The organism is Nocardia vaccinii NBRC 15922 (assembly GCF_001613305.1).
GTDB classification, from domain to species: domain Bacteria; phylum Actinomycetota; class Actinomycetes; order Mycobacteriales; family Mycobacteriaceae; genus Nocardia; species Nocardia vaccinii.
In genome coordinates this window covers 14649-39992 of the sequence record NZ_BDCC01000065.1, presented here as the reverse complement: position 1 = coordinate 39992, position 25344 = coordinate 14649, and the positions used below count along the sequence as shown (strand labels likewise).

At 67.6% G+C, this 25344-nt stretch carries 26 protein-coding genes and 1 pseudogene; 13 read left to right on the top strand and 14 right to left on the bottom strand.

All coding sequences use genetic code 11. The annotated features are described in order from the left end of the window. Positions 1–41 precede the first annotated feature (41 nt). The 5 genes from NV1_RS33945 to NV1_RS33930 all read left to right on the top strand — a co-directional run bounded on the left by NV1_RS33945 (position 42) and on the right by NV1_RS33930 (position 3573). Entirely contained in the window at positions 42–686 is a 645-nt protein-coding gene (locus NV1_RS33945; RefSeq protein WP_067901052.1) for a DUF4097 family beta strand repeat-containing protein, read from the top strand. Positions 687–836: 150 nt separating this feature from the next. Beyond that, positions 837–2063: a cytochrome P450 gene (locus NV1_RS33940; protein WP_067901049.1), complete on the top strand. Its 1227-nt coding sequence runs from the start codon at positions 837–839 to the stop codon at positions 2061–2063. 8 nt (positions 2064–2071) lie between these two features. Then, positions 2072–2206 (top strand): hypothetical protein, encoded by a 135-nt coding sequence (locus NV1_RS46505; RefSeq protein ID WP_281181939.1) that lies wholly within the window; start codon positions 2072–2074, stop codon positions 2204–2206. Between the two features lie 105 nt (positions 2207–2311). Further along, positions 2312–2803 carry a DUF2231 domain-containing protein gene (locus tag NV1_RS33935; RefSeq protein WP_067901195.1) on the top strand — a complete coding sequence of 164 codons (492 nt, stop codon included), beginning with the start codon at positions 2312–2314 and terminating at the stop codon, positions 2801–2803. Positions 2804–3330: 527 nt separating this feature from the next. Next, positions 3331–3573, top strand: a complete 243-nt coding sequence (locus NV1_RS33930) for a YgaP family membrane protein (protein ID WP_067901046.1) — start codon at positions 3331–3333, stop codon at positions 3571–3573. Positions 3574–3628: 55 nt separating this feature from the next. On the opposite strand, the gene NV1_RS33925 is transcribed toward NV1_RS33930, so the two are convergent. Continuing rightward, positions 3629–4213: a TetR/AcrR family transcriptional regulator gene (locus tag NV1_RS33925; RefSeq protein WP_067901043.1), complete on the bottom strand. Its 585-nt coding sequence runs from the start codon at positions 4211–4213 to the stop codon at positions 3629–3631. Positions 4214–4244: 31 nt separating this feature from the next. Further along, positions 4245–4808, bottom strand: a complete 564-nt coding sequence (locus NV1_RS33920) for a CoA transferase (protein WP_169813472.1) — start codon at positions 4806–4808, stop codon at positions 4245–4247. On the opposite strand from NV1_RS33920, the pseudogene NV1_RS33915 reads away from it, so the two are divergent. Further along, positions 4801–5106 (top strand): annotated as a pseudogene (locus tag NV1_RS33915) (SDR family oxidoreductase); the annotation flags it as partial. The gene NV1_RS33920 and the pseudogene NV1_RS33915 sit on opposite strands and share 8 nt — an antisense overlap. A gap of 166 nt (positions 5107–5272) precedes the next feature. Here the strand turns inward: NV1_RS33915 and NV1_RS33910 are convergent. From NV1_RS33910 to NV1_RS33890, 5 genes are all read right to left on the bottom strand, one after another. Next, positions 5273–6910, bottom strand: a complete 1638-nt coding sequence (locus NV1_RS33910; RefSeq protein WP_067901035.1) for an efflux permease Rv1217c-related protein — start codon at positions 6908–6910, stop codon at positions 5273–5275. Next, complete coding sequence (locus NV1_RS33905; protein WP_067901193.1) at positions 6873–7808, bottom strand: ABC transporter ATP-binding protein; 936 nt, start codon at positions 7806–7808, stop codon at positions 6873–6875. Before NV1_RS33905 ends, NV1_RS33910 begins: the two co-directional genes overlap by 38 nt. Before the next feature lie 216 nt (positions 7809–8024). Then, positions 8025–9113, bottom strand: coding sequence for a ferritin family protein (locus tag NV1_RS33900; protein WP_218027280.1), 1089 nt, complete (start codon positions 9111–9113; stop codon positions 8025–8027). A 236-nt stretch (positions 9114–9349) separates the two neighbouring features. Then, the gene (locus NV1_RS33895) at positions 9350–11695 is read right to left on the bottom strand and encodes an FtsX-like permease family protein (protein ID WP_157117540.1); all 2346 of its coding nucleotides are present in this window, start codon (positions 11693–11695) and stop codon (positions 9350–9352) included. Continuing rightward, positions 11692–12459 carry an ABC transporter ATP-binding protein gene (locus NV1_RS33890; RefSeq protein WP_067901187.1) on the bottom strand — a complete coding sequence of 256 codons (768 nt, stop codon included), beginning with the start codon at positions 12457–12459 and terminating at the stop codon, positions 11692–11694. The genes NV1_RS33895 and NV1_RS33890 overlap by 4 nt, the downstream gene beginning before the upstream one ends. Positions 12460–12618: 159 nt before the next feature. On the opposite strand from NV1_RS33890, the gene NV1_RS33885 reads away from it, so the two are divergent. Next, on the top strand, positions 12619–13050 hold the full coding sequence (locus NV1_RS33885; RefSeq protein WP_067901185.1) for a nitroreductase/quinone reductase family protein: 432 nt from the start codon (positions 12619–12621) through the stop codon (positions 13048–13050). A gap of 14 nt (positions 13051–13064) precedes the next feature. Here NV1_RS33885 and NV1_RS33880 read toward each other — a convergent pair whose 3' ends face one another. The 3 genes from NV1_RS33880 to NV1_RS33865 all read right to left on the bottom strand — a co-directional run bounded on the left by NV1_RS33880 (position 13065) and on the right by NV1_RS33865 (position 17083). After that, on the bottom strand, positions 13065–13655 hold the full coding sequence (locus NV1_RS33880; RefSeq protein ID WP_067901029.1) for a hypothetical protein: 591 nt from the start codon (positions 13653–13655) through the stop codon (positions 13065–13067). Between the two features lie 238 nt (positions 13656–13893). Beyond that, the gene (locus tag NV1_RS33870; RefSeq protein WP_067901022.1) at positions 13894–16284 is read right to left on the bottom strand and encodes a heavy metal translocating P-type ATPase; all 2391 of its coding nucleotides are present in this window, start codon (positions 16282–16284) and stop codon (positions 13894–13896) included. Positions 16285–16507: 223 nt separating this feature from the next. Further along, entirely contained in the window at positions 16508–17083 is a 576-nt protein-coding gene (locus tag NV1_RS33865; protein WP_067901019.1) for a TetR/AcrR family transcriptional regulator, read from the bottom strand. 119 nt (positions 17084–17202) lie between these two features. Here NV1_RS33865 and NV1_RS33860 point away from each other — a divergent pair, with 119 nt between their 5' ends. From NV1_RS33860 to NV1_RS33850, 3 genes are read left to right on the top strand one after another with little or no spacing between them, the layout of a single operon-like run. Beyond that, a complete protein-coding gene (locus NV1_RS33860; RefSeq protein WP_245714071.1) occupies positions 17203–17847 on the top strand; it encodes a class I SAM-dependent methyltransferase in 645 nt (214 codons plus the stop codon). A 6-nt stretch (positions 17848–17853) separates the two neighbouring features. After that, a complete protein-coding gene (locus NV1_RS33855; RefSeq protein ID WP_067901016.1) occupies positions 17854–18267 on the top strand; it encodes a DUF2218 domain-containing protein in 414 nt (137 codons plus the stop codon). 35 nt (positions 18268–18302) lie between these two features. Next, on the top strand, positions 18303–18548 hold the full coding sequence (locus tag NV1_RS33850) for a hypothetical protein (RefSeq protein WP_157117539.1): 246 nt from the start codon (positions 18303–18305) through the stop codon (positions 18546–18548). A 12-nt stretch (positions 18549–18560) separates the two neighbouring features. Here NV1_RS33850 and NV1_RS33845 read toward each other — a convergent pair whose 3' ends face one another. Then, a complete protein-coding gene (locus tag NV1_RS33845) occupies positions 18561–19370 on the bottom strand; it encodes an SAM-dependent methyltransferase (RefSeq protein ID WP_067901011.1) in 810 nt (269 codons plus the stop codon). A 276-nt stretch (positions 19371–19646) separates the two neighbouring features. Further along, positions 19647–20681, bottom strand: coding sequence for a GlxA family transcriptional regulator (locus NV1_RS33840; RefSeq protein WP_067901008.1), 1035 nt, complete (start codon positions 20679–20681; stop codon positions 19647–19649). 251 nt (positions 20682–20932) lie between these two features. On the opposite strand from NV1_RS33840, the gene NV1_RS33835 reads away from it, so the two are divergent. Further along, the gene (locus tag NV1_RS33835; protein ID WP_157117538.1) at positions 20933–22183 is read left to right on the top strand and encodes an amidase domain-containing protein; all 1251 of its coding nucleotides are present in this window, start codon (positions 20933–20935) and stop codon (positions 22181–22183) included. Between the two features lie 36 nt (positions 22184–22219). Next, positions 22220–22567 carry a hypothetical protein gene (locus tag NV1_RS33830; protein WP_067901003.1) on the top strand — a complete coding sequence of 116 codons (348 nt, stop codon included), beginning with the start codon at positions 22220–22222 and terminating at the stop codon, positions 22565–22567. Positions 22568–22874: 307 nt separating this feature from the next. Here NV1_RS33830 and NV1_RS33820 read toward each other — a convergent pair whose 3' ends face one another. Further along, positions 22875–23795: a helix-turn-helix transcriptional regulator gene (locus NV1_RS33820; RefSeq protein ID WP_067900998.1), complete on the bottom strand. Its 921-nt coding sequence runs from the start codon at positions 23793–23795 to the stop codon at positions 22875–22877. Between the two features lie 146 nt (positions 23796–23941). On the opposite strand from NV1_RS33820, the gene NV1_RS33815 reads away from it, so the two are divergent. Then, positions 23942–24895 (top strand): aldo/keto reductase, encoded by a 954-nt coding sequence (locus tag NV1_RS33815; protein ID WP_067900995.1) that lies wholly within the window; start codon positions 23942–23944, stop codon positions 24893–24895. A gap of 114 nt (positions 24896–25009) precedes the next feature. Here the strand turns inward: NV1_RS33815 and NV1_RS33810 are convergent, their stop codons facing one another. Continuing rightward, the gene (locus NV1_RS33810) at positions 25010–25216 is read right to left on the bottom strand and encodes a hypothetical protein (RefSeq protein ID WP_067900992.1); all 207 of its coding nucleotides are present in this window, start codon (positions 25214–25216) and stop codon (positions 25010–25012) included. Positions 25217–25344: the final 128 nt, after the last annotated feature.

The following is a 25344-nucleotide window of genomic DNA, read 5'->3' as shown; positions in this document are numbered from 1 at the left end:
AATCACGTCAACAGCACGGCAAGCACAGAAAGAGTCCAGCCATGACCACATTCCAGACACCGGAACCGATCGCCGTCACCGTCGAGGTGCTGTCCGGCACCGTTTCCGTGATCGCCTCGGACCGTGCCGATACCGTCGTCGAGATCCGGCCCGCCGATGCGTCCAAGAAGGCCGACGTGCGCGCTGCCGAGCAGACGCAGGTCGATTTCGTCGCCGGGACCCTGACCGTGACGACGCCGAAGGACTGGCGCACCTACGCTCCGTTCGGCGGCAACCCGTCGATCGAGGTGACCATCGAGGTGCCCACCGGCTCCCGGCTGAAGGGGTCCGCCGCGGTGGGCCGGCTGCTGGGCTCCGGCGAATTCGGTGAGTGCGATCTGGAGATGTCCGCCGGCGACATCTCGGTCGAGCGCACCCACGGTTCGGTGACGGCGAAGACCTCGAAGGGTGATATCCGCATCGGCGAGGCCTCGCGCGGCGTGCTGCGGCTGGAGACCTTGATGGGCGAGTTGGAGGTGGGCATTCATCCGGGCAGCGCGGCGCGGGTGGAAACCAACGCCCCGCACGGCAGCGTGCGGAACATGATGCAGCCCGTCGACCGGTCGGCGGACGACGAGGACGTCGTGCAGGTGTATGCGCGCAACTCGTACGGCAACATCATCGTCCGGCACGCCACCGTCGCGTAATCCCACCGATCGCGAAGGCGGTCGCCCGGAATTCGTTCCCGCGCAATCGCTGTGGCATTCACCATCCTCGACCGATCACCCGTGTCCTCTGGTCGTCCGGTGTCCGCACGACCAGAGGGCGGCGGACGATCGCCATGAAAGGAAATTCCGATGAGCCGAACGGCTTCCATCCCGCACGGCCTGCCCATGCAGCGCAACCGCGGCCCCTTCGACCCGCCCCGCGAGATCACCGAACTCCGTGGCGTCCGTCCGGTCAGCCCGCTGATCTTCCCCGACGGTCACGAAGGTTGGCTCGTCACCGGCTACGACGCGGTTCGCGCGCTCCTGGCCGATACCCGGTTCAGCTCGCGCCTGGACATCGGCGTTCTGCATGTGCCGTACGAGATTCCGGGCATGCCCACTCCGACCGAACCGTCCCCGCAGATTCCCGGCATGTTCGTCGCCATGGACCCGCCGGACCATACTCGGTTGCGCCGCAAGCTGATCGGCGCCTTCACCGTCAAACGGATGAAGCAGCTCGACGAGCACATCATCGAGATCACCGAACGGCAGCTGGACCGGATGACCCGCCTGACCCCACCGGTGGATCTGGTGGCCGAGTTCGCGCTGCCGGTCCCTTCGCTGGTGATCTGTGAGCTGCTCGGCGTTCCCTATGCCGACCGGGACAGCTTCCAGGCCGACTTCGCCAAGTTCATGGTCAAGGACCAGCCGCTCGAGGAGAAGATGGGGGCGTACATCGCACTGAACACCTACCTCGCCGAACTGGTGACCCACAAGCGCGCCGAACCGGGCGAGGACATCCTGTCCGACCTCGCCCGCCAGGACGACCTGACCATCGAGGAACTGACCGGCATCTCCTTCCTGCTGCTGCTCGCGGGCCACGAGACCACCGCGAACATGCTGGGCCTGGGTACCTTCGCGCTCCTGGAGAACCCCGGGCAGGCGGCGGAATTGCGCGCCGAGCCCGACCTGATGCCCGATGCCGTCGAGGAACTCATGCGCTACCTCTCCGTCGCCGACATCTTCTACCGCTACGCCACCGAGGACATCGAACTCTGCGGCGAGACCATCCCCGAGGGCTCGACCGTCGTCGTTTCCCTGCTGGCCGCCAACCACGACCCCCAGCGCTACGAGAACCCCGACACGCTGGACATCCGCCGCAAGGCCCGCGGCCACCTGTCCTTCGGCCACGGCGTCCACCTGTGCCTCGGCCAGCAGTTGGCCCGCATCGAGATGCGGGCGGGCTTCGCCGGATTGCTGCGGCGCTTTCCGACGCTCCGGCTGGCCATCCCCGCCGAGGAGGTGAAAGTGCGCACCGACATGAACATCTACGGCGTTCACGAACTGCCGGTCACGTGGACGGAAACGGCCGAGTGAGACCGGTGATGTCCACTGCGCCCCTCCGCGGTGTGCCCGGCGGCGACGGGGTGGTCGCGGTGGACACCCCCACCCGGATCGCCCGTGGGTGCCGGCACCGGGTGGGCGTAACACTGCCCGGCGGTGGGATGACGGCGTGGTGAACTTCCGCTGTGGCGGGCGCGGGTTCCTTTATGCTCGAGTCGCTGTGGCGGCCGGATCGCGAGGGCGGACGCCGCGGTGCCACCGCGAACTGGTCGAGGAGCCGCATGACCGTCATCAACAACCTGCCGGCGCACGCGCTGTTCGTACATTTCGTCGTTGCGCTGGCGCCGTTGACCGCGGTGCTCGAGATCGTGTGCGCGGTGTGGCCTGCGGCGCGGCGCGGGCACCTGGTGTGGCTGACGCTGATTCTGGCCGCGATCACGATGGTGTTGACTCCGATCACCATTCACGCCGGGGAATGGTTGTACGACCTGCGCAAGAACCCTGACCCGATCCTGCGCGAACATGCCGATCGCGGTGACACGATGCTGTACTTCTCCATCGCGCTTCTGGTCGTCGCGATCGTCCTGGCCGTGCTGCAGGTCGCCGAACGGCGCGGGGCAAAACCGCACGCGATCGTGACGGCGGCGGTGGCAGTGCTCGCGGTGGTGGTCGGCGCCGCGTCGGTGGTGCAGATCTACCGCATCGGCGATGCCGGGTCGCAGTCGGTGTGGGGCAACGAGATCGCGCATCTGAAGAAGGCCAACGGCAGCTGACAGCTGACAGCGCCGGGACGACTGGTCACGTGATACCGGCCGCAGCGGCCGATGGCGGTGCCGGATGGGTGGCATATCCCGTAGGTGAATGCCATTCCCGCTGCGCCGCCGATGATGACACGTAGGACTGCTCGGAGAGCGCTGCGGCCGATGCCCGCGCTGCGGGCTCCCGCTGCGGCCGAGGCTACGAGGATCGGCGACGACCGTTGTGACCGAAACCTCCTTTGCTCATAGATACCCCTGTGGGTATATTCGATGCCAATCGGCGGCATACCCTAGGGGGTATATGAGCGAAGAAGCGATGACCGGCTCGGGGGTCGTTTCGCCGCCGTAGGTCACCTCATGGGCGGAGTGCTCGGCGGGTGGTCGTGACCATGGCCGGTCGCCAAAGCTCGCCGCCGGGCTACGCGAACGCATGGCCGGTGAATCCGCCGGGGATCGGACCGACGAGCGAGGCCGAACCGGTGACACTCGCTCTCGCCCTTGCCTGAACCCGCAGGCGCACAATCGATTACGGAGGTCAACTCATGCCGAACCTACCGCGGCACCACGGCTGGTCCATCGCCCGCGTCGTACCGCTGATGGCGGGCGTCCTCGTGCTGATCACCGCGGTCCTCGCCGCCGCGTGGTCGCGCTGGTGGCTCGTCGGCACCGGGTTCGTCGGCGCGAATCTGCTGTTGTACGGCACCGCGGGTTGGTGCCCGGCGACCCTGTTGCTACGCCGGCTCGGGCTGCGCGCCACCGCGCCCTGCGGCGTGTCCGGAACCTGACCGTTTCCCATATCGAGCTCGCCGAGCGTTGGCGCCGCAGTAGAAGCGCGAATCTCTAGCGTTCGGGGAACAGGCCCTTCAGCAGAATTGTGATCTGGTCGGTGAGTTGTTCCGGAGTGACCTCGCCACCGGGTTCGTACCAGCGGTAGACCGAGTTCAACATCGACAGCACCAGGTTCGCCGCGACATGGGTGTCGATCGGAGCCGGCTCCCGTTGCAGCGCAAGGCATTCGTCGAGCAATGCCTGGAATTCGTGGTTGCGCTGGCGCGCCCACTTCTGGAACAGCGTGCGGGCCTCGTCCGAGATCTCGACCTCTTCGCTGAAGATGATCGCGTAGAAGGTGCGGTGGCCGATCGCCGCGTCGATGTGCGCCCGGATGACCTCGTGCAGCCGGGCCGGTGCGGGCTCGCCGCTCTTCAGGATCTGCTCGAGCCGGACACCCAGATCGGTCGTGACCTGCTCCACCATGAGATCCAGGAGCCGCTGCTTGCTGCGCGTGTACTTGTACACCGTGGGGCGGGAAATCCCCGCCGCCTCGGCGATGTCGTCGATGGTCGCGTTGCGGTACCCCTTGCTGCGGAATGCTTCCGCGGCCGCGGCCACCAATGCGGTCGTGTCGGTTGCTCGTTCTCGTGCCATCTGTATCCCCGGTTCGTCTGGTGGAACCAGATTAATACTCACCGGTGAGTTGTGATTGGGCGGCAGCTCCGCAGCGGAGCAGTTCGTCGATGGTCACCGCGGAGTAACCGGCTTCGCGCAGCACCTCGGTGGTGTGTTCGCCCAGTCCCGCCACGCCGGAACGGGGCCCCGGTGCGGTACCGTCCACCCGCAGCGGCTGGCGGAAGAACGTCCGGCCGTCCACGGCTTGGAACAGCTCGCGGGCTTGGATGTGCGCGTCCGTGAGCACATCCCGGAGATCCTGGACGGCCCCGTACGCGATTCCCGCGGAGCCGAGGCGGCGTTCCCAGTGCGCGAGATCCTTCGAGACGATTCGCTCGGCCACCGCCGCGCGCAATTCCGCGCGGCGTCCGACGCGTTGCGGCCCGGTGAGCGTCGAGAGATCGGGCAGTTCCAGGGCCGGGCACAGGGCCCGCCAGAAGTGGTCCTCGAACGCGATGCTGAGCGAGAGCCATCGCCCGTCGGCCGTGGCGAAGAGTCCGTAGCCGGGATCGAGGCCCAGGGTGTCGGCGGGCATGCCATTGGCCGCCGGCACGAGTCTGGTGGAGGCGAACATCGGGATGTACGGCGTGAGCAAGGCCGCGCTGGCCCGGTTGACCCAGCAACTCGCTGTCGAGCTCAGCCCGGGCATCCGCGTCAACGCGGTTGCTCCCGCGGTGGTGAAGACCAAGTTCGCCACCGCGCTCTACGAGGGGCGCGAGGACGAGGTATCCGCCGGTTATCCACTCGGTCGCCTGGGCATTCCGGAAGACATCGGCGGGGCGGTCGCCTTCCTGCTGTCGGAGGGGGCCGGCTGGATCACCGGCCAGACGCTCGTCATCGACGGCGGCGTGACCCTCGGCTGCGCAGCCTGACGACGATTCGACGCGCCGGAATCGCCTGCGACGGCAGCCACATCGCGCTGCCCGATCAGGCCCGGGTGATCGCATCCGCGCTCGCGTCGTCCGCGGCGGCGCTTCGATCGCCAGTGGTGCGTTGGCCGGTACCGGTGGCTGTGCGCCCGATATCCCGGACCCCTGGTCAGGCCGCCGCGGCGAGGCGATTGGAGCCGACGACGGCGAGCAGGTATCCGGTGACGGCGAGCAGGCCGAGGAATGCGAGGCTGCCCAGCGGAGGATTCTGCAGGTATGGGTGACCGATCGCACCGAACACCGACAACCGGGTCAACCAGGACGGCCAGCCGAACATGGGAACCAGTAGCATGAGCAGGTAGGACAGCGCGAGCACGGTGCCGAGCGCGGTCACCGCGAACCGTGGGAACCAGGCGACGAACCAGGCCCCCACCCCGGCCAGTCCGATCGCGAACAGCAGCATGGTCAGCATCGTCCGCACCAGCCCCGGGCCCTGCGCGTCGGCGTCGATGACTCGCATGGCGATCGACATCCCCGCCGTCGCGGCGACGATCACCGCGACCGCACCCGCGATCAGGGCGGCCAGCCGTTGCCGGATCAGCGCCGCCCTCGACAGCGGTGTCGACAGCAGCATCGCGGTGCGGCCTTGTGCGAGATCGCCCGCCCATCCGGCGGCCTGGGTGGTGACGAATGCCGCGACGATCGGGCCGGTGAACTCGGAGACGAACCCGAGGTATTGATCGGCTGGGCTGAAACCGGGATCGGCCTGCAGCATCCGGCGACTGATATCGAACTTCTCCCACATGTCGGTCACCTCGGGCTCGAGCCAGGCCATCAACCCGACCCCGGCCGCCGCGGCGGCAGCCCACACGAAAAGCCCCGAGCGTTCGCGCACCAGGATCGCTGTCCAGAGCCTGGCCAGCGCGGGTTGCTGCACCCGGATGCGCTCCCCGCCCGGTCGTGCCCGCAACGACAACAACGGGGACCCGATATCGCGGCGGCAGAACACCCACGCCGCTGCCCCTGCGGACAATGCGGCGGCGGCCAGGAGCACCGACAGGGACACCACATCGAATCCGACGCCGGGTACCAGGGCGCGGCAACGGGTGAAGTAGTAGAACGGCGAGGCGAACCGCAGCACTTCCAGCCGGCCGAACCGGTCCCAGACATTCGTGTACAGATACGCCGCGACCACGATCAACGCCGCCACCGCATTCGAGGACCGGGGCGTTCCGCCCAGCTGTCCGACGACCGCGCCGATCCCGTACCCAGCGAAAGCGCATGCCGCACAACCGAATCCGGTCAGAAGCGAACCGGAGAGGTTCGATTCGCCGCCGATCGCCATCGCGCCCGCGAGCCCCAACCCGAGCCCCACACCGATCACCGCCAATACCACGGCGAACCCGAGCGTACGACCGAGCACCAGCCGGGATCGGGACTGCCCGGTCGCCAGAATCACCTCGACCGCGTGCCCCGCCTCGGCGCCACGCACCGCCCCGACGCCCTGCACGGCGCTGTACAAGGCGAGGAACAGCACGAACAGGGTGACGTTGTGATAGGTGAGGTAGCCGCCGAGGGTGTCGAGCCGGTCTGCGGGCCAACGCAACAACCGCATCGCCTGCACCCCGGCCTGCATACTGTCGGCCATCCCGCGCGGCCCACCCGCGAAACGTCCTACCTCACTGCGGAATCCGGCGGCGATCGCCGGCATCGCCACCGCGCCGCCCACGATCCAGCCGAGGATGCCGCGGCGGTGCGTGCGGACGGTATCAGCGACCAGCCACAGGCTCGGCGGTGTCGAACTCATGCAGGAACACCTCCTCGAGCGACAGCTCGTGACTGTCCAGCTCTACCACCCCCGCCGCGGTCAGCTTCCGCAGTAGCGGCCCGATCGACCCCTGAACCGAGCAGGTCAACTTGTGGCCGGCCAGGCGTGGGTTACCGACCCCGGGCACACCGCGAAGCGTCACGGTGTCCAGTTCGCCGGTCACGATCGCTTCGACCAGGTGGATCCGCTTGGCGCGCAGGTCGTTCAGCGAACCGATCCGGCGCACTCGGCCGTCACGGATGAGGGCGATGCGATCGCATACCGATTCCACTTCCGACAGCACGTGCGACGACAGCAGCACCGTGGCCCCGGCGTCGGTGGCCTCACGCAACAGGTCGTGGAACACGCGCTGCATCAAAGGATCCAGACCGAGGGTGGGCTCGTCGAGAATGAGCAGTTCCGGCCGGTGCATGAACGTCTGGATCAACCCGACCTTCTGTTTGTTGCCGTGTGACAGGTCTTCGTATCGGCGACTCGGGTCCAGATGCAGGCGGTCGGCCAGCGAGTGCAGATAGTTCTCGTCGACCCCGCCGCGCAGACCGGCCAACATACCCAGCACGTATCCCGCGGTGACTCTCGGCCATTGCACCAGTTCACCCGGCAGGTATCCGGTCCTGCGCTTGACCGCGACACTGTCGGCGCGGGAGTCGAGCCCCAGCACACGCGCGTAGCCGCGGTCGGGGCGGGCAAGATCCATCAGCAATCGGATCGTGGTCGTCTTCCCGGCGCCATTGGGGCCGATGAACCCGAACGTCTCACCGGCCCGGACGGTCAAATCGAGATCGAAAACACCACGCCCCCCGCCGAAGTCCTTGGTCAACCCGGAACACGAGATCACCGGCTCGGCGGCGACAGGGGTATCGGTATCGGAGGCCATGATCTCATGGTCGTTTCCGTCCCGGGCATCCATCAGGGCACTACGCCCCCGACCCTTCGGGCAGGAAGCCACCGGAGACGAGCATGCCATCGGACCACACCGGCCGGCCTGGGCTCGAGCACGTCCGAGACGGCTCGTTCCCGTCGATTCCGCCGGGCCCTCGAGCGCAGGGGCGCGAGGACGCCGGCCGGGTGGATCAGCTCGTTCTGATGGCCGTCACCGATCCGCTGCCGCGGTGAACGCCCGCTGATGCGCTTTCTCGTCGCTGCCGATCTCGCGGAACAGGGTGGCCGCCTGCGGGTCTCCTGCCCGGTCCGCCTGCCGCGCGTAATCCGGATACATCGAATCCGCCTCGTGCGCTTCCCCGCTGGCCGCGTCGGTGAGATTCGTCCGGGTGTCGGGCGATACCAGACCGGCAAGATCGGCTTGCGCCGCGAAGTGTTCCCGCAGTTCCACATCCGCTGTGCGGGTGAACAACTGGCCCAGCGCCGGGTTTCCGGTCCGCTGCGCGACCTGCGCGTAGCGCAGGTACTTGGCATGTGCGAAGGCCTCACCGGCCATCGCGGCGCGCAGGTCCGTCGCCGTCGCCGCGGACACTCGGGCCGGGCCGGGCGTGATCGCCACCGGCACAACGACCGGTCCGGCCGGAACGGATACGACCCGGTCGCTGGTCGTGACCGCCATCAGTGCCGCGGTGAAATCCCTCGCATGGGCGGCCTCATCGCCGGCGATCTCGGTGAGCAGAGCGGCCGCCGCAGCGTCCCCGGCCGCGGCCGCCCGGGCGGCCATCTTCGGATAGAGGCCGGTCGCCTCACCGGTCTCGCCGGCGATCGCATCCCGCAGATCGGTGGTGTTGTCGGGGGCGAACCCGATCAGATCGGCCTCCCGGGCGAAATGGTCGGTCAGCTCGGTGGCCGCGGCGTCGGTGAACGCCCGCGCCGCGCGCATATGCCGACTTACCCGTGCCTGGTCGGCGTAGGCAAGGTATTTCGCGTGCGCGAACGCCTCACCGTGCATTGCCGACCACGCGTCGGCTCGGGTGGAATCCGCCAATGCGGGTGATTTCGCCGTGGCCGGCGAATACGCCGCCGCCGCGCCGGCCAACGCGACCGCGCCCGCCGTGGCGACCACCGTTCTGCGCATTCCGGCGCCGCGACGCCCGATCCGGATCAACTGCACGACCGTGCCGGTGGCCACAATCGCCGAGAGGGCGGCCACCGAGGCAACCAGCGCCGCGTCCGGGATCGCCGCGACGGTCAGACGAGCTACCAGCGAATACGCGGGGAACATGAACACTGTGACCATTGTCTGTCCTCACTCCTGGATCCGTTGAAACCTGTCTGTCGCCGGAGCTGGGCGGTGGAACCCGCGGCGGTGGCATACGCGATGAGCACCGCGTGCTCGATGCGATCGGAGTTGTCGTCGGTCATAAGGCAACGGTCCGCTCTGTTCCCGCGTCATCGACAGGGTCCTGCGCCCGTTGCCCGGCCGCCGTTGGTCACACCGAATCGTCTGTCGCGGTATCCGATCCGGTCCGGCGATCACAGTGACCGCTCCCGGACGATGCGGGCGATATCGAGGTCGCGGACGCGACGCAGCGCGGGGAATTGGACGACCAGCGCGGCGACGAGGACAGCGGCCGCCACCAGCGCGGGCGTGTACGAGCGCATGGCGAGTTCCAGGTAGGCCCCCTGGTTCTCGTAGGTGGACAGCAGCCAGCGAGCCAGCAGGATGCCGCAACCCACACCGATCGGAATACCCAGTACAGCCAGGACCAGGTTCTCGGCGGCGATCAGTCGCGACAGCATTCCCGACGCCATGCCGGCCGCACGCAGAGCGCCGAGTTCACCGAGCCGCTCGCCGATATTTGCCGACATGGCGTTGAACAGGAGTGCCGCGGCCATGATCGCGGCGAAGCCGAGCAGGATGCCGACGAGTGTGTCGTACATGGCGAACGCCTGTCGCATGGCCGACGCGACGGTGGCGGTGGACAGGTATGCCACGGTGCCGGGTATGGCGGTGATCCGATCGGACACGGCCCGCTCGTCGGTGACGCCGGGCCGCAGCTTCACCAGCACACCCGTGTCCGGCACCGGCCCGAGGACGCGCCGCAGATAATCGGCCGAGACGTAGGCCACCGGTGACAAGGGTTCATCGACGAATCCGGCGACCGGCACCGAGATCCGGCGCCCGGTCGTGCCGACGGTGATCGCGACGGTGTCGCCGACCGAGATTCCGAGGGTGTCCCGCAGGCTCCATTCGAGAAGTAAGCCCTTGTCGGAGAGCTGATTCGAGCCGGATTTCGCGGTGAATCGGTGCATCTGCGTGCCGGGCGGCAGGCTGATCACGAGACTGTCGTAGTGCCGGTCTCCCGCGGAGAGTTCGACGTTGTAACGGCCCACAGCCTCGGCCGCCGCGACATCCGGATCCTGACGGACCCGTGCCAGCACGGAGTCCGCACTGCCGGGAGTGACGGCGAGCTCCGCGTCCTGCAGCATGATTCGGCTGTACTGCCGATCGATCAAGGTGGCGACGGTGTCGCGTAAACCGGCGAACACCATCACCAGACTCACCGAGACCGCCACACCGACAATCGTGAAGATGGCGCGGCGGCGACTGCGCAGCACCGCCCGCAACGTCATGCGCCAGCGTGCGGGTACGCGTCGCAGCACCGGCACGAGGCGTTCGACGACACTGCGCCCACCACGACGGGCCGGTGGCGCGATGCGCATGGCCTCGGCGGGACGCATGCGCGCGGCCGCGCGGGCCGGCGCCCACGCGGCGAGTGCCGCGGCGGCGAACGTCGCGCCGGTCGCCGTGAGCAGGATGATCGGGTGCAGGGTGGTGACGTGCAGCGGCAACCCGAGCGCCTGGGTGTACCGGGTGGTGATCCATCCGCCGAACAGATAGCCCCCGAGCAGGCCGGGAACGATGCCCAGCACCGCGCAGGCCAGGCCGTAGCCGAGATAATGCAGGCGCAGCAGGCCTGAGGAGAACCCGTTGGCGGTCAGGGTTCCGATGACAGCGCGCTGCGCCGCCACCACCCGCGAGAGCAGCACGTAGGTACCCAGCGCCGCGGCCGCCAGGAACAGCCACGGCAGCAGGTTGGCGAACGAGCCGAACGCGTTCACGTCGTCCTGTAGCGCCCGGTACGACGGCTGCTGATCGCGCGGGAGCAGTTGCAGGCCATGGTCCGCGGCTATCGGCTCGGCTGCGCGAACGAGTGCGGCGGCCGCGGAGCGATCACCGGCGTACAGCGCAACCTGATCGGTGGGGTCCGGAAGATTTTGGACCAGGTCGCTGTCGGGCAGGAACACGACACCGAAGTGCTCGGGCGTGGTCATGATCTCCTGGCTCGAGCGTGCGGGCCAGAAGTACTCGGCCGACAATGCCGATCCGGTCACCGGAATCGGTTGCCAGCCTCGGGAAGTCAGCAGGTCGACGCGATCACCCGGATGCAGGCCGTAATGGTCCGCGAGATGCTGTTCCACGGCGAGCCCGCCGGTCGGAGGCAGGGTGCCGGATTGCATCGCCAGCCGGGAAACATCGGGCTGTGCCGCTTGCGGGATTCCGATGGCGCGACCCAGGAAAGTGTGCCCGTTGATGCGGATGCCGACGTCGCTCTGGTGGCGCACCTGCACGATCGGCTCGCCCGGCAGCCCGCGCAGCGCAGCGATCGACTCGGCGGCGCCCGGCCCGGAGATCACGGCGTCGGGTAGCCGCTGGTTGTCGTAGGCGCGGGCGAAGGATTGATCGAGGTTGCGGTAGGCGTCCTGCGCCGCGACGAACGCCGTCACGCCGATGGCCAGAATCGCGGCGACAGCCAGGAACTGCCAACGCTGCCGCCACAGGTCGCGGAGCAGTTTGCGCTGCAGCACCCGGCTCACCACCGCAACTCCGATGCCTCGAGCGGATGGGCGACCGTCTCCGAGCGGCTGATCGCACCGGAATGCAGCCACACCACGCGGTCCGCCATGCGGGCGATCTCGGAGTTGTGGGTCACGACCAGGACGGTGTGGTGTCCCTCCCGCGCGAGTTCGCGCAGCACGGCCAGCACCTGCCGGCCGGTCGTGAGGTCGAGGCTGCCGGTCGGTTCGTCACACAGCAACAGCGGCGGCTCCTTCACGATCGCGCGCGCGATCGCGACCCGTTGCTGCTGGCCGCCCGACAGCTGACCGGGGAATCGGTCGGCGACGTCGCCGACACCGACCAGATCGAGCGCCGTGCGGCTGCGGGCGGCGGCATCGGATCCGGTCAATTCCGCCAGGATCTCCACGTTCTCCAGGGCGGTCAGCGTGGGGACGAGGTTGAAGAACTGGAACACGAATCCCACCCGGTCCCGCCGGAACGCGGTGCGCTGCTTTTCTGTCAGTGTGCCGATATCCACGCCGGCCACCTCGATCGCGCCCGACGTGGGCTCCTCGATCCCGCCCGCCAGGTTCAGCAGCGTTGTCTTGCCCGACCCCGACGGCCCCAGCAGCACCACGAACTCGCCGGGCCGTACGTCCAGATCCACATCGCGCAGCGCGACCACCCGTGCGGCGCCGGAACCATAGGTCTTGCCCACCCCTGTCATACCCAGTGCGGGAGCCCCTGATGCCGCCGCGGCCTCGGCTGCGGCCAGCGCATCCGGGTGCGCGTGTCGGCTCATCTGCTCAGGGTCGCCGTCCCGCGCACGGCACGGGAAGGGCCGGTAGTCACCGACACCGGGGGACATGGGCGAGACGGCATCGGACAGTTACCCAAATGCCCTTCGGGCAGGGTCCGATCGACTCTGTCGGCCGTGCCGGCCCGAGATCATTCTCGAGTGATGGCCGACAATCCAGGGATTTCCAGCATGACCTCCGCGATCCGCGATCGGATGCGGGTAGTGAACAAGTACGTGACCAACCCGGTCATGATGACCATGGCAGGCCGCGAACACTGGTACGCGGGAGTGGTCCGGCACACCGGCCGACGTTCCGGGAAAGCCTATGCCACGCCAGTCGTCGTGGAAGAGGTGCCGGACGGGGTCATCATTCCGCTGCCGTACGGCACGCGAGTCGACTGGCTGCGCAACGTCATGCACGAGGGCCGAGCCACCGTCCAGGTCCACGGCCGCACATTCGACACGATCGAACCCGCGATCATCACCGCCGAGAAAGCAGAACCACGGCTGCCCCCTCAGCATCGACGCACTTTCCACCGATTCAAGATCGACAATTACCTCGAACTGCATACCCAGTCGGGCCGGTCGTCCTAGCCGCGACGGCCGAATTATCGCGCGTGCTCACCGGCCTCACGAGTGGGCGGGAGCAGTTTCGTCCAGTCGAGACGGGCGATCAGGACGACCGCGACCAACAGTAGAACCTGGACCACCACCCCGGGGACCGATGTGAGCGAGTTGGTGAACGCTGCGCCGAGACTGCGCTCGGCAACGCTGGAAGCGCCGATGTAGAGGGAGTAGCTGACCAGCCGCCCGGCAACGAAAGCCGCGGTAATCGGAAGAAGCCTGATGCGCATCAGGCCGGCCGCTTCGAACAGTTGCGCCGACGGAAGCGGCGACAGCGTGAACAATGCCAATCCGAGCAGGGACCGCGCCTTGTGCCCGGTCAGGTATTGCTTGGCCGCTTCCAGGCTCGCAAGGCGATGCGCGCTCAGGTGTGCGCGAATACGGCCGGTCGCGGTGGCCAGCAGGAACCGCGCACCGCCGGCGGTGAGCGCTCCCGCGACGACCAGGACGGCAGGGTTCAGGTGCCAATTGAGCTTGAACAACACCAGAACGAGCGCGGTGGGCGGCCCGAACGCGGGCATCAGGTTGACCAGGAACACCACCGCGACGACGACCGCATACTGCTCCCAGATCATCGCGCAGCACCGTGGGCTCGCCGTGACCGGTCGAGCGGACTGCCGAGTCGAGCGAAAAAGCGTTGAGCGAAAAAGCCCAGGGCCGAAGCGAATCGGCTGTTCCGATGGGCGGCGAACGGCACCGTCGGCGAGTACATCACGACCGCGCCGATCGTGACCACGACCAACGCGGCACAGCGAGACGGCCACATCCGCCGCAGCCTACCCGCCCGGTCCGGAGGCGGCGGGGTCGGCAGGGTCATCGGGGTGCCGGCGGTCCGGAATCGGATTCGCCGGGCGCCGTGGCATATTCGGGGGCGTCGTCGCCGAGCGTGAAGTAGTTCTCCTCTTCCTGCCGGAAGTGCAGCTGCAGCAACGCATACAGCCCGTACAGGCATGCCAGCAGATCCTCGGTCTGATCCGGGCCGATGCGGCCGGCGGTGCGGGCCACGCGCAGATGGTTGCCGATACGCATGCTCAGGCGCTGGATCTCGGCGTGGGTGCGGCTCATGGTGGCGGTCGCCTCGCGGCTACCCAGCGGTGCGGCGAGCGCGGGATACAACTCGGTTTCCTCGGCCTGCTCGTGCGGCAGCAACTCCTCGACCAGGAATCTGTGCGCATCCTCGACCGCGGCCAGCGTCGTCTGATCGCCGCCACGGGCGGCGAGGTCGTCGGCCGCGGTGCGCAGCAGGGCAAGCGTGTCGCGCAACGTGTCGTGCTCGCCGGCGAAGCGGTGCAGCAATGCCGCTGTGTCCGAACCCAATTCGGTGTGCAGCGCCGGATTGCCGCGCAGGGCGCGCAAGGCGTTCAGGATCACTGCCACATCGATGCCCTCCTGCAAGAGCGCGCCCGCGGCAGGGGGCAACCAGCCCAGCGCGGCGACGATCATGGCGAGCAGCGACAGGCTCATGCCGACGACCGCGCTCTGCACGGCGATACGACGCGACCATCGGGCGGTGTCCATGGCATCGGCGAGCCGATCCAATCGGTCGCTGGTGAGCACGATGTCGGCGGCCTCCGAGGACGCGGTGGATCCGCGTGCCCCCATCGCGACGCCGATCGTGGCTGTGGCCAGCGCGGGGGCATCGTTGACGCCGTCGCCGACCATCACGGTGACCGCCCGGTCGCGTTCGTGGCGGACCGCCTCCACCTTGTCCGACGGGCTCTGACCCGCGTACACCTCGTCGAGGCCGAGGACGGTGGCCACCTCGCGTGCGGGTTCGGGCCGATCTCCGGTGAGCATGACCAGACGGTTCAGACCCGCCTGTCGCAATCGGCGAATCGTACGTGGCGCCTGCCGCCGCAACGGGTCTCGCAGCAGGATCGCGGCGGACAGTTCACCGTCCACGACGATCCACGCGACCGCGGCCGAATCCAGGCTCGCCCGGTTGATCACCTTACGAGCCCACTCCGCCCCGGTGAGCGTCTCCGGCAGTTTGCCGACATCGACGCGATGGCCCCCGACGGTCCCGGATACGCCCCGCCCCGCCTGCTCGGCCACATCGGCCGGGGCCGACAGTTCGAGGCCGCGAGCCAGCGCCTCGGTGACGATCGCTTCGGCCAGCACATGCGGTGACACCTGGTCGACCGAGGCGCCCAGCCGCATCATCTCCGCGGGGTCGCGGCCCGGTGCGGCAATCACATCCACGACCTGTGGACGGCCCTCGGTGAGTGTGCCCGTCTTGTCCATCACGAGTGTCGTTGCGTGGCCGAGGTTTTCCAGCGCGCCGCCACCGCGCACGACAACACCCGAACGCGAGGCACGCGACAACCCCGAGACAATCGCCACCGGCGCGGCCAGCAACAGCGGGCACGGCGTCGCCACCACCAGCACCGCGACCGCTCGCACCGCGGAACCACTCCACACATAGGCCGCGCCCGCGACGAGCAGCGCCAGGGGCAGGAACCATGCGGCATACCGATCGGCCAGCCGCACCACCGGCGCGTTCTCGGCCCCGGCCTCCTGAGCCAACCGCACGATCCCCGCATACGTGCTGTCGGCCGCGGTCGCACTCGCCCGCATCTCGAACGCGTCGCCCGCGTTCACCACACCACTGCGCACCGGCTCACCGGACACCCGCTCCACCTGGAGCGACTCACCGGTCAGCACCGATTCGTCCAGCACCGCAACGGTATCGAGAATGCGGCCGTCCACGGGCACCACCTCGCCCACGGCGACCACGAGCAGGTCACCGACCGCGACCTCGTCCAGCGGAATCACCGTCACCTCGTCACCGACGCGGCGGCGTGCGGAACGCGGCGCATGCTCGAGCAGCGCCCGCAGATCGCGCGACGCGCGCCGCTCGGCCGCGGCGTCGAGAGCGCGGCCACCGGCCAGCATGACCGCGATCAACGCGCCGGCCAGGTATTCACCGACCAGAAGCGTTCCCGCCAATGACAACACCGCGATCAGGTCTACACCCGCGCGGCCCTTCACCAGCGTGGCGATCATCCAGTAAAGCGCCGGCACGAACGCCGCCACGGTCGCCACGATCCAGCACACGTCCGCCGCATCGCGCAATCCCAGCACCCACAACAGCGCCCCGACCGCCAGTGGCGCCACCGTGACCACTACCAGCGACGGTTCCAGCCACGCGCCGAGCCGATCCTTCCACGCCCGCGGCTCGGGGCTCGTCGGCAACCGAGTCATCGCACACTCCTTCTGACCGGCCCGAATACGGTCAAATCCACTGAACCGAATCAGCGGCCGACAGCGACAGGGACCGCGGTCCCCCGTATCGATGCCCTACGTCCCGCGTCGGCTGATCGCGGCGAGTTCACCGAATACAGGACCTGGCGCCGCCACCGGCGAACTTCGCCCAGTTCGTCGAGCCGAACGCGGGGCTGGGCCCGGTTACGCCCGGGGCCGGTGATCACCCGGGAGGTTGCAGTCCTGCGGTGGTGACCGCGACCAGCCCGGTCAACTCGGTGCCGGAGTGCAGTTCCGCAGCGGCCGACAGTGCGTGCAGGCAGTAGACGGCCAGTTCCGCGGGGGTGACATCGGTGCGTATCTCACCGGCCGCGGCCCCCTGTTCGATCAGGTCGCGGATCAGTTCGCGCAGTCGGGTCCGGGCGTGGGCGATGTGCTCGTCGGGGTGCAGGAACGCGACCAGGTCCCGGTCGTGGCCGCCGGTCTGCCGGACGATGTGGGCGTAGGCCGACAACACTGCGTTCAGCCGCCGGCTCGCGGTACCGGCGCCGTCGCGGACGTGGGTGAGTTCGGTGATGTGGGCATCGATCTGACGTGCGTGCCAGGTGCGCAGAATGGCTTCCACGTCCGGGAAGTACTTGTACAACGTGGCGCGCCCGATCCCGGCGCGTTCGGCGATCCGGGCCATGGTGACCGCCCGAAACCCCTGCTCGAACGCCAGCGATGCCGCCGCGTCCAGGATCGCATCGCGCACCTGTCCCCGGTGCGCCTCGATCGTCTCGTCCCACAACTTCGGCACGCGAAGACTATACACAATGCCCATGTTAGGACATTTGGTCTTGACTAGAGACAGTATGTCTCGATAAATTCGCGGTGTCCCACTCGGAGACATTCGGACCAACCCTGCCAGGAGGCGCCGTGTCCACTCCCTCTCATCCGCTGCATTCCGGTCCTGCGCGGACCCTCTACCCGGGCTATCGGCCACCGACCGGGCCGGACGACCTGTACACCACCCGGCCGCCGTGGGATATCGGCCGTCCGCAGCCGGTGTTCGCTGCTCTCGCCGAGGCCGGGCACATTGCCGGCCGGGTGCTCGACATTGGTTGCGGCACTGGCGAACACGCGCTGCTGGCCGCTTCGCTCGGATGTGCTGCTGTCGGGGTGGACCAATCGCAGCAAGCGATCGAGGTCGCCGAGCGCAAGGCCCGCGAGCGCGGCCTGAATGTCCGGTTCCACCGCCATGACGCGCTGCGCCTGCCCGAACTCGGCGAAACGTTCGACACCGTGCTCGACTGCGGCCTGTTTCACGTCATCGCGCCCGAGGCGCGCACCACCTACGCCGGCAGTGTGGCCGCGGTCCTGCGGCCGGGGGGCCGGTATGTGATGCTCGGGTTCTCCGATCAGCAGTCCGGCGGCTGGGGCCCGCACCGGCTGACCCGCGCCGAGATCGAGTCCACTTTCGTCGGCGGCTGGCGCATCGACGCGATCGAACCGGCTCGCCTGGAAATCCTTCCCGAGCCGGCCGGAATCCCCGCCTGGCTGTGCACCGCCACCAGGGAGTGACTACCGATGCCTACCCTGCACACCCGCATCCGCACCGATCGACCCGAACGCTACCTGCGGCAATTCGCCAAACACGCCACCGCCATGGCTTCCCCCCGCGCACGCCGCCTCCGCGCACGAGACGACGGGCATCGCGCGTGGTCGCACGGCACCGAGCCCGACTCGACCGGTGACCTCATGCTCCGGGTCGAGCAGTCCGGCGACCGGGCCACCGTCACCTTCGGCTCGTGGGGAACGTGCGTGCTGCGCGTGGAACCGGGCGCGTTGATCGTATCGATCCGGGCCGCCGACGAGGCGGCGTCGCACCGCATCCGCGAGATCGTCACCCGCGATCTCGAACGCTTCGGACGCGGCGGATCGCCCATCGACTGGATCGCGGCCGAAGGCGCGGGCACCGACTCATCGACGCAGCCGTTATGAGGTCACCGCACCGGGCTCCGTTCACCCGGCGCCGAATGTCCCTCGCGCTCTCGGCCGTGCTCGGGGTGCTGCTGGTCGTGCACCTCGGCGCGATGGGCTATGCGGTGGCGCACTGGCGATGGTCGCTTCCCGCCGTCGCCGCGCCGGTCGCGGCCAAGCTACTGCTGTTCGGCCGTCTACGCACAGTCGGCGCCCGCCGACGCGGTGATGCGCAAATGGGCACGCAGAAACGGCTACGGCGGGCGCGCGAACCGGTGTCGAAACCCAGCGACCGCTGGTAATCCCTTGTGCGGTCAGCGTTTACGCCCGACCGCTCCGTACATCGCGATGTCGGCATCGGCGATCGAACCGAACCGAACCTGATCGGGTCGCCATTTGTGCATCTGCACCAAGCCCGGTTCCTCCAGTTCGAGTCCGTCGAAGAATTGCTCTGCTTGGGCTTTGGTGCGCCATTTCAGGAATTCACCATGGGAGTGGTACAGGTCGCGGACCTTGGCCAGGGGCTCGGGAGCGAAATCGTCGGTGGCGATCGTCGCGGCGAAGTAGCTTCCCGAGGGCAGCACATCGATCACGTGGCGGGCGACGCGCAAGGCTTCGTCGTCGTCCTCGATGAAATGCAGCATCGCGATCAGCAGCAGCCCGATCGGTTCGTTCAGGTTCAGTGTGTCGCGCAGTTGCGGGGCGGTGAGGATCGCCTCCGGTTCGCGCATATCGGCATCGATGTAGGCGGTGCGGCCTTCATCAGTGCTGGTCATCAATGCCCTGGCGTGGACGAGCACGACGGGATCGTTGTCGACGTAGACGATGCGGGCATCGGGTGCGACGGCCTGGGCGACTTCGTGCAAGTTGGGCTGGGTGGGGATACCGGTGCCGATGTCCAGGAATTGGCGGATACCGCGTTCGGCGGCCAGGAAACGCGCGACCCGGTGCATGAAGGCGCGATTGGCCTGCATGTGGATGCGCAGTGCGGGCCAGACTTTCAATGATTCGTCACCGGCCGCGCGATCGGCCGCGTAGTTGTCCTTGCCGCCCAGGATGTAATCGTAGATACGGGCACCGTGTGCCCGCGAGATGTCGAGGTCCGGCGCCTGCTCCTCGCCCACTGGACCTGCCCCCTCTCGGGTATCGTTGTTACTCGAACCGTTGCGCCACTCATCCTATGGCCTGCGTGAGGTGGCTACCACACCAGATCCCTTGGGGCACATATCAATTGAGTGACAGCCCCGTGAGGCGCCGCTACGGCTCCGTCGGTCCCGGACCGTTTTCACCAGCTCGCCGATATGCCTCGCCCGCCTCACAGCCTCCGGGATGGTTACCGAAAAGGGCCGGTGTCACTCACGAGGTGGCCAATTGCATTCTTACCGTGCGGGCAGTCCTCGCTATCGCGAGTTCCACTGTCCCGCTTCGGTGCATGTCGGCTGATCCCGCCCCGGTGCGGGCCGCCGGACAGCGTCCGGCCCGCGTACCTCGGCTATGGTCCTGCCGCGGCGTCGCCGGAACAGTGCCCGCAATGTTCCGGCGTGGAGATAACCGACCTTCGCGGCGATAGCGTCCACCGGCAGGGTGGTCGTTCGCAGCAGCCTGGTGGCTCGCTCGAGGCGGATCTCGTCGACAAAATCCCTTGGTGACATGCCCAGCTCGGCCTGGGTCGCCCGCTGCAGACTGCGCGTCGTGATACCCAGCGCCTTGGCGGCGTCGGTGATCGCGAACTGATCGGCGACGCGCTCGCGTACCCATCGTTCGAACGACGCGACGAGCGGGTTGCCGCGGGCGACGACCTCCGGAATCGAGTATTCGATCTGTGGTCCTCGATCGGCGATCGCCAGGTACCTGGCGACGATCTCGGCCAGCGCCGGACTGACCGAACTGATCAGTGACAGTGCGAGATCCAGGTGTGACAGGGATGCTCCGGCGGTGGTCACCCCCTTCGCGTGGCACAAGGTGCGGCTTTCGTGGACATCGACTTCGGGATACCTGCGGCGGAAGGAGGGGCCGAGCCACCAGCTGGTGGTCGCGGCAAGACCATCCAGCACTCCCGCCTCGGCCAGGAAGAACGTTCCGGTGCAGGCTGCGGCCAGGTGGGTTCCGTGCTGCTGGGCTTCGGAAATTCGTTCCAGCAGTGGACGGTTCGCGGGCGCGGAAACCAGATCGACCAATCCTTCGGCGTCGGGGATGCCGATCGCGGGGACGATCATCACATCGATCTCACCGGATAGATCGTGCAATGGTGTGGTCGGCACGAGGTGGCCGTGCGCGGACCGGACGCTGCTGCCGAGCGACGCGGTGCGCACGTGCCAGGGCGCGGGTGGGGATTGCAGCTCGGGCAACAGGGCATTGGCCATGTTGAAGGTCTCCAGTACCGCCGCGAATCCGAAATCGGCCACACCATCGATGACGAGTACCGCAGCCTCCATGTCGCAAACAGTACTCGATCTGTCGGGTACGACACCGGTAATCGCGTGCTTTGCTATCTATCGTTTACATATGGCTCATTGCGACATCCCGTCGCTGAGTCGACGGAGGCCGCTGCCGCTTCGGTAGGGGCTGGGTGGGAACGGGATTACTACTCGTGGTGAACTTCTCGGAATTGCGTGCAGCGAAGCCTGCTTCGTGGACGACTGCGGCGAACGATCTGTTATCGGCCGCCAAACAGTGTGAGCGGATCATGGACGACATCCATGACAACGGCGTGCGACCACTGGACAAGAACTGGGCGGGAAAGGGTTTCGGTGCCGCCACCGATACCCTGAAACAGGTGGCGAGTCAGGCCGAGGTGGCCTCGATTCTCGCCCGGGCCGTCGTCGACCCGCTCGATACCTTGCACGATGCGGTGTCGATAGCGCAGCGTGAACTCGAAGCGGTTATCGATAACGCACGTACACAGGGCCTTTCGGTGAACGAGACGACCGGGATGGTCAGTGTTCCGGCCGGCGTCGCCGCTGCCGACGCGATACATCTCATGTTCGTCGCGATGGTCGCGAACGAAAGGATCGCGTCAGCGGTCGCGGCCGCAGCGGACGCCGATCGGGACTGTCTCGCCGCGTTGTCCCATGTCGTCTTCGCCGATCCGGCGAAGACGACAGTGGCGCAGGCCCAAACCATCCAGCAGATCGCTATCGCCGACGCCTTACAGGAGATGCGGGACACCCTCCCCGTCGGCTCGTCTCCGGACGAGGTGGCCTACTGGTGGAGTCAGCTGACCTCGCAGCAACAGCTGGATCTGGAGCGGGCTTGCCCGGTCGAGCTGTTCAATCTTGCCGGGATCCCGGACTCGGTGAAACAACAGGTCGACCAGAATTGGCGTGGTTACAGTTCGGTCGCCGCGGTCCAGTGGGCACTCGACAACTACAACGACACCTCGATCGACGTATTCCCCAACAACTGTGCGAATTTCGTGTCCAACGCTCTGCACAATGCGGGTATGGGCTACAAGCTCGGCGGCATCGATCTCGGCTTCATGAAGCTGGACGCGGTCCGGTACGACTCGGAGGGGTGGGGGCAAACTGTAGGCGGCGAGATCAGCCTGCCGTTGATCGGGCACCTGCCGTTGATCGGGGGCATCGATCACACGCGGACCTGGTCCGATGCCGACCGGCAGAAGAACTTCTTTCTCGAGAACGGCGGCAGGACGGTATCGGACAACAATATCCGGCCCGGCGATAATGTCCGGCCCAACGATAATGTCCGGCCCGGCGATGTGGCCTACTGGGAATACGCCCAGCCCCACGGCGATCTGGCACCCGGGCAAGCACACCATACCGCGCTCGTGACGGCTGTCCTCCCCGATGGCCAGGCCGTTTACACTCAGCACACCCTTGGCGCAACAGATTACGCCGAGTTCGGGCGTATACATGAGATCGCAAAAGACGAGGGGCAGCAGAACGTGCAGATCGTCGCGCCGTACCAGACCTGGTAATCCGATTGATCGCAGCACGGAAAGTTATCGATCGATATGAGTGATGACGACCTTTATATCGCGCCGGATGCGGTGAAATCGACCGGCGCGGAGCTCGCTGTGATCGCGGCCGAGGCCCTGGTGCGCACCGCTTCTTACTTCGAGTCCTCGCTGGCGGCCGCCAAGGATAATCCGGGATTCGCCGTCGGCGCGGAATTAGCGGCGTACGCGACCGAACTGCAAAAGGAGATGAGCGGGTTCATCAACGACCTGGCCGCCAACGCGCAGCGCATCATCGACGCCGCCGCGACCATGTCCAGCGTCGACCAGGCGAACGATGACGGGTTCAACCGCGAGATCTCCGCGCTCGACGGTCTTGTCAAGAATCCACTACCGGGACGTTGACCGCGCCGGTGTATCCACCATCCGCGCCTTCATTCGGTCCGAACCGCGCGGCGTCGGACTGCTCGGACCACGCGACGCCGATATCGCCGGGCAGGCCGACTCCACCGGTGTCGGTGCGCGCAGGACGATTATCACCGAGGATGCCGCCGATGTGCTGCTGCACAAGGGGTTTCGACCGCTGGCGTGCCTGCCGTGTGGGAGATCGCCGGAAGGTGACCCTCGCGCATCGCCCCGCACGGTCCGGCCTGGTCGGCAGTGACATACGCCGTGGCAGCGCACGTTGACGTTCCCGGCGAACCGCGACGGATCAGAGCGGCCCGGGCGCAGGGGAGTGGCGGGTGGGCTCCGCCGCCCGAGATTGCGTAGCTGCCCAGCTGGCGAGGAGTTTGAGCCGGTCTTCGGATGCGGTGCCGGGTTCGGCGGTGTATGTGATCAGGTTGTGCACGGCTCGGCCGGACAGGGGTAGGTCGAGGGACTGGAAGGTCAGTTCCAGGTGGCCGACGTCGGGGTGCTGGAGCCGTTTGATGCCGTCGTGGCGGATCAGGACGTCGTGCGCGGCCCATAGGCCGCGGAACTCGGAGCTGAGGGTGCACAGCTCGCCGACGAGTTCGCGCAGTGCCCGGTCGCGGGGCTCACGCCCGGCCTCGGCGCGCAGCAGGGCGGCGGTGGCGATACCGGCGGCATCCCAGTCGACGAAGAAGTCATGCGCGCCGAGGTCGAGGAAGATGTAGCGGGCGATGTTGGGGCGGCCGCGCTGGTCGATGGTGGCGCTGTCGAACATCGGCGCGTACAGGGCTCGGGCCAGGGGGTTGCCGGCGACGACGTCCGTGCGGCCGTTGCGTACGAACGCCGAGGACATCGTCATGGAGTCCAGCAGCCACTGGACCTGGGGCGGGACCTCGACGTCCCTACGACGCGACGGTGTGCGACTCTCGGGCCGCGATGACCGGGCCAGGTCGAACAGGTAGGTGCGTTCGTCGTCGTCCAGTTGCAGGGCGCGAGCGACCGCGTCGAGGACGTCTTCGGACATGCCGCCGATGTGCCCCTTCTCCAGCCGCGTGTACCACTCCGTGCTCACGCCGGCGAGGACGGCGACCTCTTCGCGCCGCAGCCCGGCGACCCGGCGGCGGGCGCTGGTCGGCAGTCCGGCCCGCGCCGGGGTGATTTTGGCGCGCCGACTGGTGAGGAAGTCGCGGATTTCGCCGCGGTTTCCGGGCTGCTGGTCCATGTCATTCACGGTAGCCGCTGGTCACAGTGCGAGGGGGGTTGAGGTTATACCCCTATAAGCGCGACCTTCTCCGGTGGCGGCGATCGCGGTCTCCTGGGGATCGAACGTTCCGACACGATCTCGAGAACACGCAATGGAGGTAGGACATGACGAGCAAGGCGCTGACGGTGCCGGCGGTGGCGCTGGGCACGTGGGCCTGGGGAGACAGCGGCGAGGCAGGCGACGGCTATTTCGGCAGTCAGCTGACCGCGTCCGGCCTGCGAGAGGTCGTCGAGAAGGCGCAATCGACCGGGTTCACCCTGTGGGACACCGCGGTGGTGTACGGCATGGGCCACTCCGAGACGGTCCTGGCTCAGGCGCTGAAGGGCTACGCCCGCAGCGAGTACCAGCTGTCGACGAAGTTCACCCCGCAAATCGCGGCCGACGGCGACGATCCGGTCGCGGACATGCTGGAGCAGAGCCTCGACCGAATGGGCACGGACTACGTGGATCTGTACTGGATCCACAACCCTGCCGACGTGGCCCGTTGGACGCCGCTTCTGATTCCGCTACTGCAGAGCGGCAGGATCAGGCATGTCGGCGTCTCGAACCACAACATGAACCAGATCGCTCTTGCCGATCAGATCCTCGGCGAGGCCGGCTTCCGTGTGGAGGCGGTCCAGAACCACTACAGTCTCCTGTACCGGAGCTCTGAGCGCGCGGGAATTCTCGAGCACTGCCGCGAGCACGACGTGCGGTTCTTTTCCTACATGGTCCTCGAGCAAGGGGCGCTGACCGGCAGGTACAGCCCGGCCCATCCGCTGCCGGAGGGCAGCAGCCGGGCGGCCGTGTACAACGGCATCCTGCCCCGGCTGCAGGCGCTGACGGACAAGATGGGGGCGATCGGCGAGGACCGAGGCGCGTCCGCCGCCGACGTCGCCGCCGCCTGGGCCATCGCCAAGGGGACCACCCCGATCATCGGGGTCACGAAGGCGGATTACATCGACGGGTTGGTCCGAGCTCACGGCATCGAGCTCGCCGACGAGGAGATCGCGGAGCTGGAGGCGCTGGCGGACGCCGCGGACGTCGACACGCGCGGCAGCTGGGAGCACGACATGTAGCAGTCGTCGGCGGGCCGAAGGTCTCCGGCCGCTGCGAACCCACCACCGGCATCGGTGTTGGCGGCATGACCCCCGACGAACCGACGCCGAGGACCACTGAGCTGCCGTCACCTGTCACGGGCTTGGTTGCGGCAGTTCACAGTTGCCCAGGTGTGGGTTGACGCCCATATAGTTGAGCGGGCCCGCGAGAACTGTCAAGGCGATGTTCCCGAAGCTGGCGCAAGTGATCTGACCGCTGTCGAAGTAGTGGCGCTGCGCCGAGGCGATGAAACCGGCTACCAGCCAGATCAGGAGAAGTAGGCTTCCAGTCTTTGTCTTCATGGCTATCCTCGCATCTTCTCCGCCTGCCCACCGGCGGCGCTCGCGGTGCATCAGTGGACACGAGGTTGCCGCCCCCGGGCCGTCGTCCGCGCCGCGCGCTGTGTGCCGTGATTGTCCCATCGCGGCCT